Origin of the sequence: Pedobacter frigidisoli, assembly GCF_032678525.1 — a bacterium.
Taxonomy (GTDB): Bacteria; Bacteroidota; Bacteroidia; order Sphingobacteriales; family Sphingobacteriaceae; genus Pedobacter; species Pedobacter frigidisoli_A.
In genome coordinates this window covers 982,918-999,260 of record NZ_JAVTSE010000001.1, presented here as the reverse complement: position 1 = coordinate 999,260, position 16,343 = coordinate 982,918, and the positions used below count along the sequence as shown (strand labels likewise).

Below are 16,343 nucleotides of genomic sequence, written 5' to 3'. Positions count from 1 at the left end.
TTATTTTGTGCTATCGAACATAATATGCGTTAACGCGATCGTTGAAAGCATTTTTCGCCTATTACTGAAATAAAACCTTAACTTTAACGTCCAGAAAAACCTGATGACTTCACTAACCAAAAACCTCTTATTTTTTTTGATTGTATTTTCTGCAGGACAAGCTTTTGCCCAGAATTTAAAGTTTAGCCACATCAGTGTGGAAGACGGTTTATCGAACAGTACCGTTGAATGCATCTTTCAGGATTACCGTGGATTTATGTGGTTTGGAACCCGGGATGGTTTAAACAAATATGACGGGAATCAGCTCACGGTTTTTAAAAACGATAAATCCAGAAATTCGCTAAGCGACAATTTCATCAGGTGCATCTCCGAAGATCAGCACCATAACCTCTGGGCAGGAACATCAGACGGGCTGAACAGGTTTAATGCCGAACAGAATAACTTTATTACTTATAAAACAAAAAGCAATAAAAATAGTGTCACCGCTATCCTGGAGATTGGGAAGATCATTTTTGTAAGCACCTACGGCGGCGGACTGAATATTGTTGATCAGCAAACACAAGGTCTTAAACCGTTTACATATCACACTGCCGGCCAGCTCAGCAAAAAAGATTTCATCAACGATCTGTTTAACGATGGACTTGGCAATATCTGGATGGCAACCGATCAGGGCATTCAAATCCTCAACCTGAAAACCAAAAGGGCTAAGGCAATTGCTGGTTTAGACAAATATGTTATCCGGAGTATCAAAAGATCGCCTGGCGGCGATTTTTGGTTTGCGACAGAAGAAAGCGGACTGATCCGTTATCAGTTAACTACAGGCAGCATTAAAATTTATCAGCATCAGGAAAAAAACAAGAACAGTATTGCCAGCGATCTGGTGAGAGCGATTGCTTTTGACCAACATCAGCGTTTATGGCTGGGCGGAATTAACGGTGGCCTGGATCTTTTCAATCCCGCTACAGAAACATTCCGGCATTACGAGAATGAGCCAGGCAATATTTCCAGCCTTTCGCAACGGACTGTATCTGCCTTATTTGCAGACCGGCAGGAAAATCTGTGGATTGGTACGCACCGTGGTGGTGTGAACCTCTACAGTCCAAAGGCAGAAAAATTCAGGCTTTTTCGGCAGGAACCGTATAAAAATAGTTTAAGCTATAACGACGTAAAAGCTTTCTGCGAAGATAAGCAGGGAAACATCTACATTGGTACAGATGGCGGAGGTCTTGATCTCTACCAGCCAGGCACAAATACTTTCAGGCATCACCGGTATAATCCTTTTGATCAGAAAAGTATTGGTGCCGATGCCGTACTTGATGTTACCCAAACCAGCAATGGCAACATCCTTGTAGGCACCTGGGCTGGTGGATTGAACCTCATGAACAGTGACGGGTCTTTTACCCGTTTTACCCACAACAGTAATCCGAATTCTATTTCTTCCGATTATGTGCAGAAAAGCTTTGAAGACAGCGAACATCAAATCTGGATAGGCACTTACTATGGTGGCTTAAATCTGTTCGATCCACAAACCAGGCAGTTCAGGCGCATCACTACCGGAAAAAACGGCGGCAAAATCATGGGAAACAATGTGGTGTCTATAGCCGAAGACCAGGATAAAAACATTTGGATAGGCACGGATGACGGAGGTTTGAACTGCTATAATCTGCGCACACAGCTAGTAACTCATTATTTTTTGGGTGGCAAACTACCCGATCTTAGGGTTATTTTTATCGACCGGAAAGGAACGGTGTGGGTTGGACAAACCGGATTGTACCGTTTGAATAAAGCCAGAAACAAGTTCGACCTCTATACCACAAAAGCGGGTTTGGGAACAGAATTTATCAAAGGAATTGCAGAAGACAGGCTGGGAAACTTCTGGATATCCACTTCAAAAGGATTAACGCAATTTAATCCCCAAAAGCAGACTTACAAAAAATACAATACCGGCGATGGCCTCCAGGGCCTAGAATTCGAGGCTAACGCTTACCTGCAAACCAGAAAAGGTGAAATCTTCTTCGGCGGCGTGAACGGATTTAATGCCTTCTTCCCCTCTGATATAGCAACCAATAAATTTGTCCCTCCGGTTTTCATCACCGAATTCCGGATTTTTAATCAGAAAATTATCCCCAATGCACCGGAAAGTGTTTTAGATCACGACATCAGCTTTACCGATGAGATTAAGCTCGACTACGATCAGGCATCAATTTCTTTCCGTTTTGCAGCGCTAAACTACGTATCGAGTGAAAATAACAACTATGCCTATAAACTAGAGGGTGAAGATAAGGACTGGATTAATATTGGAAACCTGACTCAGGCTTTCTATACCAACCTCGATCCCGGCACTTATACCTTTCGGGTGAAGGCATCAAATAACGACCATGTATGGAATGAAGCCGGCAAAACCATCAGGATTGTGATTGCTCCACCTTTCTGGTCCTCATGGTGGTTCAGACTTATTGCCATTTCACTTGCAGCCTACATTGCTTATGCTGCACTGAGCTTCAAGAGGCGATTAGAATTGAGAAAAATTGAGGAAGAGAAACGTGAGGAAATCCACCAGACGCAGTTACAGTTTTTCACTAATATTTCGCACGAATTCCGTACACCGCTTTCGTTAATCCTGGGACCGATAGAACGTCTGCTCAGGGAAGATACCAGCGAATCCTTTGTGAATTATTACAATACCATCCACCGGAATGCAAACCGTCTGCTTCGCTTAATTAACGAGTTGATGGACTTTAGAAAGGCCGCAACAGGTGCTCTCAAACTCAATGTGATTAACGGTAACCTCAATTTGTTTATCGATGAAGTGGCTGAAGAATTTTCGGAGATGGCCATGGAAAAACAGATCACCTTCGAGGTAGAAAAAGTTAGCATCCCTGCTGAGGTTTGGTTTGACAGGCAGGTTATCGAAAAGATTATCCTGAACCTGATCAACAATTCCATAAAATATACCCAAACAGGGGGAAAATTGAAACTTCAGATACTCCATTCATTAAATGGCATAGCGCCGGCCTTTGAGAATCAGCTGAGCATCAAAAGCAATTATGTTGGCCAGTCATACGTATACTTCAGGGTAATAGATAGCGGGATTGGCATATCAAAAGAATCGATCGGGCATTTGTTCGAACGTTACTACCGCATCACTGAAAGCCATTTGGGCTCAGGGGTTGGCTTAGCCTTTGTAAAAAGCCTGACACTGTTACATAAAGGTGTAATCCAGGTATCGAGCGAAAGAAATAAGGGTACGGAGATTATCATCGGTATTCCGGCAAATAAGGGAGATTATACCCTAGCCGAGCAATTTAATCCGAATCATGCGCCCGGAGGTACCCGTTTGGAAAGCATTACCTATCAACTGGAAAAAGCTTCGCAAACCGCATCTATTCCACAGACTGTAGAAAATGTAGATGTATCAATACTGATTGTAGATGATAACGAAGAACTCCGGACGTTTTTGACAGAGACATTGAATCCCTTTTACAGGATTATCGAAGCCAGCGATGGTGAAGCCGGATTGATTCAGGCACGGGCGGAAATGCCAAACCTCATCATCAGTGATGTAATGATGCCAGGCATGAACGGTACCGAGTTTTGCAGATTGCTCAAAGATGATATCAACACCAGTCATATCCCCTTTCTCATGCTTACGGCTAAAAACAGCATTGAAGCGGAAATTGAAGGGGCATCATCGGGTGCAGACCTTTATTTCACCAAACCCATCAACATAGACTTGTTACTCATTACGGTAAAAAACATTCTGGCGCAACGCGAGAAACTAAAAGACCATTACCTGAATAACAAGGAAACAGCACCTCAGGAACTTGTCCATTCAGAAAAAGATAAGGTTTTCATGTCGAAGCTACTCGCCATCATTGAAGAGCAGATGATTAATCCGGAAATGGACATTGATTACCTGTGCAGGGAAATCGGCATGAGCCGCACCAAGCTTTATCAGAAAATCAAAACCATTACCGGACAGTCGATAGGTGAATTTGTACGGTCGGCCAGGCTTAGAAAAGCCGTAGAAATTATGAAGACGGAAGATGTATTAATGACTGAGGTGATGTACCGCATCGGCATACAAACCCAGTCTTATTTCACAAAAGCCTTCAAGAAGGAATTCGGGCAAACGCCAACAGCGTACCTGCAGGCGATAAAGAAAAAAGTATCTTAGTCGTGAATAAGATTAGCTTCCACGGTAGCAATTTTACCATTTTCAAACACAAAATCAAAAGTCCCGCCTATTTCCTGTTCAGCGAAGCTCCCTTTAAATACAACTTCCAGGTGTGCAGTATTACCAGCGACGGTGAGATTCACCTGTCTGGTTTGGGTTTGATAGCCGATGAAATAGCTGTCAAAGTATGATTGGATTTGCTTTCGTCCACTGAAAACCCTGCCTACCGAGGGATCATCCAGAATGGCATCAGGTAAATAAAATTCAAGATACCTGTCGGTATCAAAAGAATTGCCCGCAGCAATCCACTCACTGATAAAATGTGTGATATTCATGTTAGATGTAATAAATAGTTCCTTTTAGCGGAACTTGGGTTAATTAAAAGAATGCCTGAATTCGAGCGGAGAAAGGTTGGTTTTATTTTTGAACAGTTTGTTGAACGACTGAGGGTATTCAAAACCGAGTTGATAGGCAATCTGGCTCACTGAAAGATTGGTTGTACTGAGAATTTCCTTGGCCCTGTCAATCAGTTTCTGGTGTATGTGTTGTTGTGCATTCATACCGGTGAGTTCCCTTAGCAGGTCGCTCAGGTAGTTGGGAGATACATTCAACTTTGCTGCCAGATCCTGTACCGTTGGCAATCCTTCCCCCAAAGTAGTTCCAAAATTGAAGTGTTCTTCCAACAGCAGGTCCATTTTTTCGAGCAGGGTATGGTGTTCCACTTTTCTAAATAAAAACTGGCGGTTATAAAAACGGTTGCTGTAGTTTAGCAATAGTTCAATCTGACTGATTATTACATCCTGACTGAAATGGTCCAGCCGCTGATTGAGCTCGTTTTCAATCTGCCTGAAAAGCGTAAAAATCATTTCCCGCTCCTCCGCCGTTAATTGAAGCGATTCATTGGTTCCATAGGAGAAGAAACCATATTTTTTGATGTTGGCAGCCAGCGAATAACCTTTTAGAAAGTCAGGATGAATCAATAAGGTCATACCCGAGCAATCAAGGGCACCGTCTGCCTCTGCAACGAGCTGGCGGGGTGAAAGAAAAGACAGTCCACCATTATTCAGATCATAGTGATCCTGTCCATATCTGATCCGTCCACTCGAAGGCTCTTTGTAGGAAATCTTATAGAAGTCCATCATAATGCCCCGGGTAAATTCCGTTACATCAACAGAGATATCCTTGTATTCATTCAGGCAAATGAGCGGATGCTTAGGTTCGGCCAGGCCCAGCGCACTATTCATGGCTGCGATGGAGTGAAATACTAAGGGGGTATGGATGGACTTTTTCATAAGGTGGTGCCACAAAGTTAAATAAATTTTGCTGTGGCTAAACCAATCCCACTGCTGGCGCCTGTAATGATGATTACTTTTCCTGAAATATTGTTCATTGTTTTATGTTTTTTGTATACCCCAAAGATGGGACAGTACAAAACATAAACTGTATCCAGACCCACGGAAGGTGTATCCATTTTGAGCGGGTGTGACTTATGTCACATTCGTCTGCAACATTTTTGAATGTGACCTACATCACCTGCTTTTCTTTTCTATAAGCCTCACTTTTGAACTGTCAACAAAACGAAGGCACCTCGCAGAGATTCATTGCTGTGTGTGCCCTCAAAACAACCGTATAAATTCAATATTAAAAGAAAAATAAAATGGAAAAAGAACTCATCGTAAAATGGAGAATCAAAGAGAGCGAAACTCCGGCAATTTTAAACCTGCTGGAAGAACTGGTTGAAAAAACCAGAAACGAGCCAGGTAATATTTCTTACCATATCTACCAGTCTGCAGAAAACAATAACGAACTCATCCTGCACGAGCGCTATGTAGATAGTGATGCTGTAGAGTTGCATAAAAGCTCAGATCACTATCAGCAAATTGTATTTCAAAAGATTATTCCACATCTGGAAGTCCGCGAGGTAAACATCTTAAAAAAACTTTTCTAACTCAAAATATCATGTCAAAAAGAATATTAATCATTGTTTCCAATGCAAAGTTAATTGGACCAAAAAACAGAAAAACAGGTGTATTTCTTGATGAAGTAGCCCACCCCTATGTAGCATTTGATGACGCCGGCTACCAGATCGACTTTGCCAGCATCACCGGTGCGGTACCAGCTCTTGATAATATGGAGGCAAAGGACGAAGAATCGAATGCCAGATTTCTGCAGGAAGGCGGCTGGGAAAAAATGCAGCACAACACCAGACTAGCTGATGTAGATGCCAGTATTTATGATGCGATTTTTGTTCCTGGTGGTTTAGCGCCGATGGTAGACATGCCCGAAGATGCGCTGTTGAAAAAAGTGATTGCAGAAACCTACGAAAGAGGCGCCGTAGTTGGCGCAGTATGTCACGGGCCGGTTTCATTATTAAATGTAACACTTAGCGATGGCACCTATCTGGTAAAGGACAAAAACATCACCTCTTTTACCGATGAAGAAGAAAATCACTATGCAAAAGAAGATGTTCCGTTCCTGCTGGAAAGTGCGCTTACTGAACAAGGTGGCAGGTTTCATGCGGCAAGCCCATGGTCGGATAACAGCATTGCAGATGGAAATCTGGTTACCGGTCAAAATCCGGCATCTGCACGTGGTACAGCGCTAAAGGTAATTGAAATTTTAGAAGCATAATATTAGTCACCAGATAAAAAGGCTGTATCACTAAATAAAAAATGATACAGCCTTTACCTGCAATCGGCAGCGTTTAATACAACCGGCTGAGTGTTTCCCTCGATACGCCAAGGTAGGCTGCAATCAGTTGTTTAGGGACAATATTATAAAGTTGCGGGTACATGGCCAGTAGCTCTTCATAACGGGTTTTGGCATCGTTATTCATGAACGATAACAATCTTTTCTGCGAGGCTACGTAACCTCTATTGGAACGCCATCGAAAGAAATATTCCAAAGGGTAAATTTCTTTGCACATCTTCTCCCTATCCTCACTGCTCAGGCATAATACCCGCGCATCAGTAACACAATCAAGGTTCACTGTTGCAGCCTCTCCATTATATAAAGCATTGTAATCCGAGGCCCACCATGTTTCCATCGCAAACTGCAGGATAAACATTTTCTGATCATCATTAATGTAAAAGGTCTTCAAACACCCATCCAGTACAAAATACTCACAATCCACCCTGTCGCCAACGTTGATAATTGTCTGGCCTTTTCTAAACGACAGTGGTTTAAAGTGTGAATAAAAGTAGTCAAACTCTACATCAGTAAGCTCAATGGTTTTGGTAAGGTGATTTTTCAAAATATCCTGTGAAGACATATAGTACGGGTTCTGATGGGCAAAGATAGCGAATTCAGGGGAGCCGTATCCAATTGCAATTTGACGAAAAAACTTAACAATAACTTAACAGGTTGTATCCGGAAAGTGAACTGATTTATGTGGTTATTTGATTGAGTCGCAATTCTTCTATTTAACGATTCCACATTTGATATGCATCCAGCTAATGTAGTGCTACCCTTTATCGGCGAAACCCACCTGAGTATTCCGCTTACCATCATTTTTTTAGTGTGCCTGCTGGCTGTAGTGGCCTTCGAATTTGTAAACGGCTTTCACGATACCGCTAATGCAGTAGCTACGGTGATCTACACCAAAGCCATGAAACCGGTTATTGCTATTCCCTGGTCGGGTTTCTGGAATTTCATTGGCGTTTTCACGGGAGGTATCGCTGTTGCGATGGGCATTCTGAAACTCGTACCACTTGATGCGCTAATGAACCTGCCGGTAGGTGTAGGGGCTAGCATGGTACTGGCTGTCTTGCTGGCCTCTATTGCATGGAACCTTGGAACCTGGTATCTGGGCATTCCCTGTTCCAGCTCCCATACCATGATCGGTGCCATGATCGGCGCCGGACTAGCTTTCACCTGGTATTATGGTGGCAATGGCGTGAATTGGGGTAAAGCGGAAGAAATTGGACTATCACTCATCCTTTCACCGATCATCGGATTCGGACTGGCTGTTTTACTGATGTATTTTTTAAAGCATATCATTAAATACCATGCGCTTTTTCACATCCCGCATGGCGAAAATGATCGTCCACCGCTGCTGATCAGAGGCTTATTAATCACCACCTGTACACTGGTGAGCTTTTTCCACGGCAGCAACGATGGGCAGAAGGGTGTTGGTCTTTTCATGCTCATCCTGATTGCTTTCCTGCCGGCCAGGTTTGCCGTAAATCACCACATTCAAGAGGATAAGGTTATGCGTGATTTGAACAGCACTGAACAGATTATCCAGAAAATAGCCGTTCTAAATCATGCTAAATCTGTCAATGTCGCCGCTTTCACTTCTAAGATAGAACAAACGAAAAAACATCTCCTGTTGAAGAGCGAGACAGATAAAGAAAACACCTATAAATTCAGAAAACAGATTGAAGCCGTAATAGCTGCAATCAAAATAGTTGAAGACGATAAAACACTTGTTATTTCTGCAGAAGATCACCGGAACCTCAGCAGCAATAAAGATGAGCTTTCGAAACTGGTAGATTTTTCCCCATTATGGGTAATCCTAACAATTTCCATTTCTCTTGGGCTCGGCACCATGATCGGTTGGAAACGAATTGTAGTTACCATTGGCGAGAAAATTGGCAATGAGCACCTGAATTATGCACAGGGGGCGACCTCTGAAATTGTAGCAGCCTCAACCATTGGCCTGAGTACAGCCTTCGGCTTACCTGTGAGTACTACCCACGTACTCTCAAGCGGCATTGCCGGTGCTATGGTGGCTTCGGGAGGAAAAGACAATCTAAACAATAATACTTTGAAAAATATTGGCCTCGCCTGGGTGCTTACGCTCCCTGTGTCCATCATTCTTGCTATCTTGTTATTTATGTTGTTCCATCTTTTTATCTAACCTGATTTTATAACAAACGAGCCATGAAACAAATACTTGTTGCCACCGACTTTTCGAAAAGTGCAGCCAATGCATTTGCCTATGCCCTTTCAATGGCCAGGGTATTGAGAATGGATGTTGCCGCTATCCATGCCATTCATCCGACAGAAGGCATCAATAACAGTACTTACAACGCCATTTTTATCGAATCATATTACCAGAATAAACGGAATGCGCTCGAAGCCTGGGCAAACCATATCCGTGAAGAACAAGAGCTCACAGAGATTAATATATCCACAAGCTGTGAGGTGGGTTTCCTGAGATCGGTGATACTTGAATATATGAAATCGAATCCGGTAGAATTGCTAATTATGGGTATAACAGGCGCCACAGGTATTGCCGGCATTGTTGGAAGTAATGCCAGTATGGTGGTTTCTAAAATGAGAATACCAACCCTAATTGTGCCGATAGAGAGTGTTTTTCCTTCCGAACCAGTAATTACACTTGCAACCGACTACGAAACCAGACTATCACACAAAGACGTGATTGCGCTCAACGAAATGCTCAAGGCTTCGGGCAGCAAAAGAATGCAGGTGCTTTATGTAGCAGAAAAATCTGACGAGCAACACATTCAAACCGGTGAGCACAGCATCCGGACACTCCTACCACACACCCAAATTGACTTCAATTATATCCGGCACAACAGTGCCCCTAACGGCATTATGGATTTTATTGAGCAGAACCATACCGACATTTTATGTCTGGTAAAACATCATCACAACATTATTTACAGGCTGTTTACCAGTAGTACAGTAAATAAGGTTTTAAACAAATCTGTCAAGGCCATCTTAGTGTTGCATGATTAGTATCAGCAAATCATTTAAAACGCGTGGAATATTTAATACTTTAAATGCGCTTCTATTTTAATGGAATAGTAAAAGTAAATACAGAACCTTCTCCTAATACACTTTCAGCCCATATTTTTCCACCATGAAGCTTAACGATTTCTGAAGATACATAAAGCCCTATTCCAAAACCGGAGATCAGGTTATTGTTATCTACGCGATAAAAGCGTTCAAATAATTTTGGAAGTTCTTCATTCCTGATACCGATTCCCTGATCCTTCACACTAACTTTTACCTCATCCTGATTAGAAATACACGAAACCTGAATCATCGAATCAGGTGCAGAGTATTTGACGGCATTCCCAATTAAATTTGCAATCACCTGCCCCAGTTTACCCTTGTCGGCATTAATCATGCGGCTTTCAACTGGCTCAAAAATAAACTTATGGGTGCTGTAAAGCATGGTTACTTCTTCCTGCGCATCCTTAATCAGATGGGCAATGTCGAAATCAGAACGGCTGACTTTAAGTTTAGCAGCTTCCAGTCTCGAAAAATCAAGGAAACCGTTGATCATATCAGTCATGCGTTTGGTTTGTTTTACCGACTGTGATATTGCCCGACGGCTAACCTGGTCCGTATTCTCCTGAGAACGCATATCAAGCAACTGCAGGTAGGCCGATAGTGAGGTTAACGGTGTTTTTAACTCATGGCTCACCATACCCATGAAATCATTTTTCCGGATATCCTCCATTTTTTGCTCTGTAATATCCATCACCACACCCGTAAAAGCTGAAAAAGCACCGGAGGGGTCGGCCTTGAGGTTGCCAATAGCCCGGAGCCAGCGTAATCTCTGATCATGTAAGCCTACAACGGTATAGGTAACGTCATAGTCGCCTTTATTATAAATGGCGTTTTCGAATTTTTGCGACACATAATCCCTGTATTCATCGGTAATTTGTGCGATAGCCTGCTCAATAGAAAGCGGTTCATCAGGATAATATCCAAGCAGCTCTTTTAAGCGCGCATCGGTTATAAATTCCCGGGTGACAGAGTGAATATACCAGGTTCCGAAATTCGCAGCATCAATAGCCAGGCGAAGAGCGTGTTTACTTTCCTCAATGGTATATTTTGCACCCAGAAGTGCTTCATTTGCAGCGGTGAGATCTTCGTTGGTTGCCAGAATCTGTTCATTGGATGAGGTGAGTTCCTCATTTATAGCAGCAAACTCTTCATTCATCGCCTGCAGTCTTTCTGCACCTTCCTTCAGCCGCTGCTCCCACTGGTCTCTTTCTGTAACATCCCTCGTGGTTCCGGATACGGCGATCACCTCTCCACTTTCATTAAATACAGGATTTAATATATAATCATAAAGCCTCCTGCCCAGGGTAGCATGCGGAAATGCAACTTCACCCCTTATACTAATACCTGTTTCCCTGATGCTGTCGATTTCACGCTCGTGCATTTCGGCATGCCAAGGCTCGTACCCATTTTCAATAAGTCCCTTTCCAATGGCCTCATCCCAGGTTTTTCCCCACATGTTGAGCAGGGCCGTATTGGCATACGTGAAGCGGTAGTTCAAATCAAAAACATACATTAAATCAGGGGTACCCGAAGTGATGGTTTCATAAGTGCGCTTTTGCTGCTCAAGAATTTCCCTTGATTGCGCAAGAGATTGTTCAGCTAATTTTCGTTCGGTAATATCCGACGCTAAACCAAACCACTCCGTAATCTCGCCTTCACTATCAAAAATGGGCACTGCACGGGAAAATGTCCAACCGATTCCTCCATCTGCACGGTTCACCCGATGCTCGAGCTGAAAAATACTTTTGTTTGCAATGGCGTATGCTATTGCAGCCTCTACCATCTCAAGGTCTTCATGGTAAACATTTCTGGTTTTCCATTCTGTTGTCGGCTTGTTTGCATACAGCAGAAAGCCCCTTCCATCCAGCTCATGCATGATGCTCCAGTCAGGATTCAGACTATACACGATGTCGGATGTCGCTTTTAGTAAAGCTTTAAAACGTTCATCGTTTGTAGAAGTTGAATGTGGCTTGCCAGATGGTTTACTCATAAGATCAATTCAGATATTATTTTTAAACGGAAAAGTAAGAAAAATATTGATGAGGAAGCCATTTTTCGAAGGATTAATCCGTCTCGACTTTAATAGAGCTATAACACACTAAATCAAAGCACCTTTCTGTCGCTGCGAGCGGTTCGTCAGATACTGCTGGGTTTTGATATTCTCCCACATAATCAGCTTGTCTTCAATTTTTGAGAATACCCTGATATCGCCATCCTGCGATATCACCAGGCCAAGACAATTCGGATGTTTCCAGCAATAGGCAATCATTGAGCGGTGCCTAGTGCCATAATGCTTTGGGTCATATGGTACAAGTGATTTTAGCGTAGCGGTAGCTGTTGAGGAAACATAGATTTTTTTGGGCATCCCTTTCGCACGCAGTACCGCGCCGAAGCCATTGGTAATCATATTGCGATCAAAAAGTACCACTCCATCCACACAGGTTTGCGAAGCAATAAAACTGATTGAACCTTTAATTTCATCTGCGGTTCCTTTCTTTTCGCTCAGAGCCTGCGACTCCCACTGGTAAAGTTTTCTGCTAATCGAACTTTTCCCCGACTGAAACTGGCCCTCAATGGTATTTTCTGAAACGAAGTTATCAATTGCCGATTTAGCATGGGCAATCATGGCAAGTGTAAGCCGCTCATAGCGAATCTGGTATTTAATATCCAGATCAGCACTATCATCCGCAATCAGGATGGCCCCACCGTGCTGATAATTCTGAATCTTCAGTAAAAGTCTGGAAAAGGTTTGGATCCATAGCCCATCCAGGTATTCTTCCCAGTCCTGATATTTTTCCTTAGGATGAAATTCATCCAGATATTGGTGTACAGCTACCTTCAAAAACTCCGCATTCCGTTTCAGCATCTTTGATATCGGCCCAATAGTTAAAACATCCAGATAGCGCTTTACCAGCACATTCTGCTTCAGGGTAGCCAGTAGTTCATAATCGAAAAATACGTGAAGTGTACCAATATCGCTCACCGCAACCTGAAAAAGGCCGGGTTGTTCAGAGTCGGTATCTGATTCATAATTAAGGAAATTCTGGTAGTGCATGGCCTGATCGATCATGCCCCAGATATACAGCCCCCCTTTTTCATTGTAATATACAGCCAGCGACGAGCTGGAAGGATCAGCAGCCTTCGAAAGCTTGGCGAGCGCTTTGGTATTCATTGCAATCGGCTTTTGAAAAGCCACACAGCTCCACCTTTCCGGAACAATAAAGCCCGGTGGTTTTGGATCAGGATTCTCCGGATCAATAAAAGTAACGGTTACTTTTATCAAATCACTTTCCTCCTTGCACATGCTCGAATAAAACAAACAATCAAACAGTGCCTCCAGAACACTCAGTTCAGGAACTGGCACCCTGCTTCTATTTAACCTCAGCTTATTTTGGACCAGTACAGCAAGGTCCTGTGGACGGGAATTTTCCAAATCGAATGAATTTAATGATAAACAACCAGCCAAAGCAAAGGTTTTGCTTTCGAAATAATTAAGTGATTACCAATTGTTACCTATCCCTTCCTCAATATTTATTTCAAAACCACCATTGTATTTACGTAGTCAACTACGTATATTTGAACATAAATTAATTGAGCGCATATGAACACTATGAATTTAACTGTTGCCCCTTTGCTGAATGAAGATTGCAAAACGATTATCGACCTGATCTTACCGATCCAACAAATTGAATTTAATGTGCCCATTACTATAGAAGGGCAGCCCGACCTGCTCGATATCGAATCGAACTACCACCAGGGAGGCGGTAATTTCTGGGGTGTAAAAATAAACGGCGAACTGGTGGGTACAATAGCCTTGCTCAACATCGGACACCAGGCAGGTGCGCTTCGCAAAATGTTTGTTAAAAAAGAATTCAGGGGTAAAGAATACAGCATTGCCCAGCTTTTGCTGGAAACGCTAGTGGCATTTTGTACTGAAAAAAATATCACAGACATTTACCTGGGTACAGTGGATATGCTCAAAGCAGCACACCGGTTTTACGAAAAAAACAGTTTTAATGAGATCGATGCAGCTGAGCTACCCAGCTATTTCCCAAGGATGATGGCGGATAATAAATTTTATCATTTACATTTGAGTGCTTAAAATAATTTCATGAATGTAATCGACGAATCAGGCCTGCTGGCGATTTCCACCAGGTTACAACGCCTGAGCGAACAGATTAGGAAGGATGGCTTTCTGATTTACAAAGCGAACGGGATCACCTTCGAGCCTAAGTGGTTCCCGGTAATTTATACACTGCACTTAAAACCGTTATTAGGCGTGGTAGAACTGGCTACAGAAATCGGTTATTCCCATCCCTCTACGATTACGTTGTTAAAAGAATTGGAAAAGGAAAAGCTAATCTCATCCAAAAAGGATAAAAATGATGAACGCAAACGATTGGTGCAATTGTCGGTTAAAGGGAAAAAACTGGTTGAACAGATGCAGCCCGTTTGGGGCATTATCACCTCTGCAATGACCGAACTCACAAACACACAAAACAACCTGATGAAAGCTATCGTTGAAGTGGAGCAACAATTAGCGGAAAAGAGTTTCTTTGAAAGGGCAAAGGGTCTGATGAAGTCCACCACTACTGCGCACTAACCAACTTTTGGTAAGGTAAACCAAAATGTAGTTCCATTACCCAACTCACTGTCGGCACCGATCTGCCCACCATGCCTGCGGATAATTTCTGCACTAATGTAAAGTCCTAATCCGAGCCCCTGCGAACTACGGGTCTTGTCTCCCGACTGCCAGAACCGGTCAAAGAGATGAAGTATTTTTTCAGGTGGTATACCTACACCCTGGTCGATTACAGAAACCCTCACCTCTTGCCCCAAATCCGCTACTTTCAACGTGATTTTTTCACTTTGTCCGGCATACTTGTAAGCATTATTGAGGAAATTAATGATTACCTGACAAATTCTTTTCTCATCGGCTTCGATGATGGCCTTTTCTGCCTCAACATTAAGTTTTATTCTCTGTTCAGCGGTAAGGTGTACATAACATTCCTCAAGGGTCTCGGCAAGATCAAAAGATGTTTTCTTAAGACTGAGGCCGCTTTCTGAATATTTCCCCGCTTCCAGAAGGTCGCCAACCATTCCATCCACCTTGTTCATACTCTTCAAAGAAGCATTTAATAGCTTCAATACGGCTTCATCCTTAATTCTGTCTCTCATCCGCTCCAGCATCTGCAGATTCCCTTTCAGTGCGGTGAGTGGCGTTTTAAGTTCATGACTGGCAACTGATAAGAATTCATCCTTACGAAGATCATAATTTTTCTTTTCGGTAATCAGCTGGGTAACCCCTACCATTCGGATCGCTGTGCCATTGGCATCGTATTTCGGACTACCATTAGCCTGAATCCAGTGAATACTGCCATCTGGGCGCTCGATCTGATATTGCGCATTATAAAGGGTGTTCTTTTCAATGGAATCTGCAACCTTCCTGCGCACCATTTCCCGGTACTCAGGCAAAATAGTCTCAAATAAATCTGAAAAATCGAAGCGCCTGTCAACCGGACGGCCGAAATTCAGTTTACATTGTTCACTGCATTCCATTCTTCCGCTACTCAGCTCAAGATCGTAAATCCCCAGATTGCCCGCCTCCAGTGCCAGTGACAGGGTGTGCTCATTCTCCTGAAGTCTCTCATTCATGGCATTAAGCTGCTCATTCACGGTACGGTACTCCTCATTCAGGGCGGCCACTTCTTCCATTGTCACCTGAAGCTCCTCATTGGTAGCCTGGTATTCTTCATTGATCGCCTGAAGGTCTTGATTGAGGATATTGATTTTGAGGCGCGCCTGCTCTTCCCCCCGGTGTTTTGCTTCCAGTTGTTTCTCAATCATTAAGCGCTCCGAAACATCGGTAGCAGAATTGATGATCGCTTTGGTATCTCGATCATCTCCCAAAACAGGATGATAAGCAAAATCAAATGGCGTTGGAGTCAAAACCCCATCAATATCGATGTTGGCTAAAACACCCTTGGCCTGATAGGTTTGGCCCGTTTGCCATACCTGATTAAGTATAGGAATAAATTCAGCAAATTCGGGTGCGGCATCAATCAGTTTCTGACCAACGATGCTAATATCTTTTCTCCATAACTTCAGCATGGCATCATTCACATAGCCAATGTGGAGTTCTGAAGATGTGTAAACCACAATTCCTTCTATCGAATGAAATAGTATTTTTAGAAGATCTTCAGCTGTTGAAGATGGATAGATTTTATCGTTATTCAAGCAATAATTATTTTTCGTAAAGATACCAAATTAAACAATCTTCAATAAAATATTCCATTCCTTACAGGCATAAAGACCATAAAGCTGATAGCGCCAAAGGAACTCAAGTTATACTGATTCACTTCAAACGGAAAAAAGCACACTCAACCCAGAAGATTTTAGA

At 42.8% G+C, this 16,343-nt stretch carries 14 protein-coding genes; 7 read left to right on the top strand and 7 right to left on the bottom strand.

The genetic code is table 11. The annotated features are described in order from the left end of the window. The first annotated feature begins 103 nt into the window (after positions 1 to 103). A complete protein-coding gene (locus tag R2Q80_RS04190) occupies positions 104 to 4,177 on the top strand; it encodes a two-component regulator propeller domain-containing protein (protein ID WP_316798382.1) in 4,074 nt (1,357 codons plus the stop codon). Here the strand turns inward: R2Q80_RS04190 and R2Q80_RS04185 are convergent. From R2Q80_RS04185 to R2Q80_RS04175, 3 genes are read right to left on the bottom strand one after another with little or no spacing between them, the layout of a single operon-like run. Next, positions 4,174 to 4,512, bottom strand: a complete 339-nt coding sequence (locus tag R2Q80_RS04185) for a YybH family protein (protein WP_316798381.1) — start codon at positions 4,510 to 4,512, stop codon at positions 4,174 to 4,176. The two genes, R2Q80_RS04190 and R2Q80_RS04185, sit on opposite strands and share 4 nt — an antisense overlap. Positions 4,513 to 4,551: 39 nt before the next feature. Further along, positions 4,552 to 5,469, bottom strand: coding sequence for an AraC family transcriptional regulator (locus R2Q80_RS04180; protein WP_316798380.1), 918 nt, complete (start codon positions 5,467 to 5,469; stop codon positions 4,552 to 4,554). 17 nt (positions 5,470 to 5,486) lie between these two features. Next, positions 5,487 to 5,648, bottom strand: a complete 162-nt coding sequence (locus R2Q80_RS04175) for a hypothetical protein (RefSeq protein ID WP_316798379.1) — start codon at positions 5,646 to 5,648, stop codon at positions 5,487 to 5,489. Between the two features lie 186 nt (positions 5,649 to 5,834). Between R2Q80_RS04175 and R2Q80_RS04170 the strand changes: the two genes are divergently transcribed. After that, positions 5,835 to 6,125, top strand: a complete 291-nt coding sequence (locus R2Q80_RS04170; protein ID WP_047797292.1) for a putative quinol monooxygenase — start codon at positions 5,835 to 5,837, stop codon at positions 6,123 to 6,125. An 11-nt stretch (positions 6,126 to 6,136) separates the two neighbouring features. Next, entirely contained in the window at positions 6,137 to 6,808 is a 672-nt protein-coding gene (locus R2Q80_RS04165; RefSeq protein ID WP_316798378.1) for a type 1 glutamine amidotransferase domain-containing protein, read from the top strand. A 73-nt stretch (positions 6,809 to 6,881) separates the two neighbouring features. On the opposite strand, the gene R2Q80_RS04160 is transcribed toward R2Q80_RS04165, so the two are convergent. Continuing rightward, the gene (locus R2Q80_RS04160) at positions 6,882 to 7,448 is read right to left on the bottom strand and encodes a Crp/Fnr family transcriptional regulator (RefSeq protein ID WP_316798377.1); all 567 of its coding nucleotides are present in this window, start codon (positions 7,446 to 7,448) and stop codon (positions 6,882 to 6,884) included. A gap of 171 nt (positions 7,449 to 7,619) precedes the next feature. Between R2Q80_RS04160 and R2Q80_RS04155 the strand changes: the two genes are divergently transcribed. Both R2Q80_RS04155 and R2Q80_RS04150 read left to right on the top strand, forming a co-directional pair. Further along, on the top strand, positions 7,620 to 9,038 hold the full coding sequence (locus tag R2Q80_RS04155; RefSeq protein ID WP_316798376.1) for an inorganic phosphate transporter: 1,419 nt from the start codon (positions 7,620 to 7,622) through the stop codon (positions 9,036 to 9,038). 23 nt (positions 9,039 to 9,061) lie between these two features. Continuing rightward, a complete protein-coding gene (locus R2Q80_RS04150; protein ID WP_316798375.1) occupies positions 9,062 to 9,883 on the top strand; it encodes a universal stress protein in 822 nt (273 codons plus the stop codon). A 52-nt stretch (positions 9,884 to 9,935) separates the two neighbouring features. Here R2Q80_RS04150 and R2Q80_RS04145 read toward each other — a convergent pair whose 3' ends face one another. Beyond that, the gene (locus R2Q80_RS04145; protein ID WP_316798374.1) at positions 9,936 to 11,933 is read right to left on the bottom strand and encodes an ATP-binding protein; all 1,998 of its coding nucleotides are present in this window, start codon (positions 11,931 to 11,933) and stop codon (positions 9,936 to 9,938) included. A gap of 108 nt (positions 11,934 to 12,041) precedes the next feature. After that, positions 12,042 to 13,376: a putative sensor domain DACNV-containing protein gene (locus R2Q80_RS04140; RefSeq protein WP_316798373.1), complete on the bottom strand. Its 1,335-nt coding sequence runs from the start codon at positions 13,374 to 13,376 to the stop codon at positions 12,042 to 12,044. A gap of 168 nt (positions 13,377 to 13,544) precedes the next feature. Here R2Q80_RS04140 and R2Q80_RS04135 point away from each other — a divergent pair, with 168 nt between their 5' ends. Next, positions 13,545 to 14,045 (top strand): GNAT family N-acetyltransferase, encoded by a 501-nt coding sequence (locus R2Q80_RS04135; protein WP_316798372.1) that lies wholly within the window; start codon positions 13,545 to 13,547, stop codon positions 14,043 to 14,045. 9 nt (positions 14,046 to 14,054) lie between these two features. Then, positions 14,055 to 14,546, top strand: coding sequence for a MarR family transcriptional regulator (locus R2Q80_RS04130; protein WP_316798371.1), 492 nt, complete (start codon positions 14,055 to 14,057; stop codon positions 14,544 to 14,546). Here R2Q80_RS04130 and R2Q80_RS04125 read toward each other — a convergent pair. Then, on the bottom strand, positions 14,543 to 16,180 hold the full coding sequence (locus tag R2Q80_RS04125) for an ATP-binding protein (protein WP_316798370.1): 1,638 nt from the start codon (positions 16,178 to 16,180) through the stop codon (positions 14,543 to 14,545). The two genes, R2Q80_RS04130 and R2Q80_RS04125, sit on opposite strands and share 4 nt — an antisense overlap. Between the last annotated feature and the right edge of the window lie 163 nt (positions 16,181 to 16,343).

Bases quoted from the DNA above. Each gene is read 5' to 3' on its own strand.
- R2Q80_RS04190 (WP_316798382.1), top strand. From the start codon at position 104: ATGACTTCACTAACCAAAAACCTCTTATTTTTTTTGATTGTATTTTCT.
- R2Q80_RS04185 (WP_316798381.1), bottom strand. From the start codon at position 4,512: ATGAATATCACACATTTTATCAGTGAGTGGATTGCTGCGGGCAATTCT.
- R2Q80_RS04180 (WP_316798380.1), bottom strand. From the start codon at position 5,469: ATGAAAAAGTCCATCCATACCCCCTTAGTATTTCACTCCATCGCAGCC.
- R2Q80_RS04175 (WP_316798379.1), bottom strand. From the start codon at position 5,648: ATGGATACACCTTCCGTGGGTCTGGATACAGTTTATGTTTTGTACTGT.
- R2Q80_RS04170 (WP_047797292.1), top strand. From the start codon at position 5,835: ATGGAAAAAGAACTCATCGTAAAATGGAGAATCAAAGAGAGCGAAACT.
- R2Q80_RS04165 (WP_316798378.1), top strand. From the start codon at position 6,137: ATGTCAAAAAGAATATTAATCATTGTTTCCAATGCAAAGTTAATTGGA.
- R2Q80_RS04160 (WP_316798377.1), bottom strand. From the start codon at position 7,448: ATGTCTTCACAGGATATTTTGAAAAATCACCTTACCAAAACCATTGAG.
- R2Q80_RS04155 (WP_316798376.1), top strand. From the start codon at position 7,620: ATGCATCCAGCTAATGTAGTGCTACCCTTTATCGGCGAAACCCACCTG.
- R2Q80_RS04150 (WP_316798375.1), top strand. From the start codon at position 9,062: ATGAAACAAATACTTGTTGCCACCGACTTTTCGAAAAGTGCAGCCAAT.
- R2Q80_RS04145 (WP_316798374.1), bottom strand. From the start codon at position 11,933: ATGAGTAAACCATCTGGCAAGCCACATTCAACTTCTACAAACGATGAA.
- R2Q80_RS04135 (WP_316798372.1), top strand. From the start codon at position 13,545: ATGAACACTATGAATTTAACTGTTGCCCCTTTGCTGAATGAAGATTGC.
- R2Q80_RS04130 (WP_316798371.1), top strand. From the start codon at position 14,055: ATGAATGTAATCGACGAATCAGGCCTGCTGGCGATTTCCACCAGGTTA.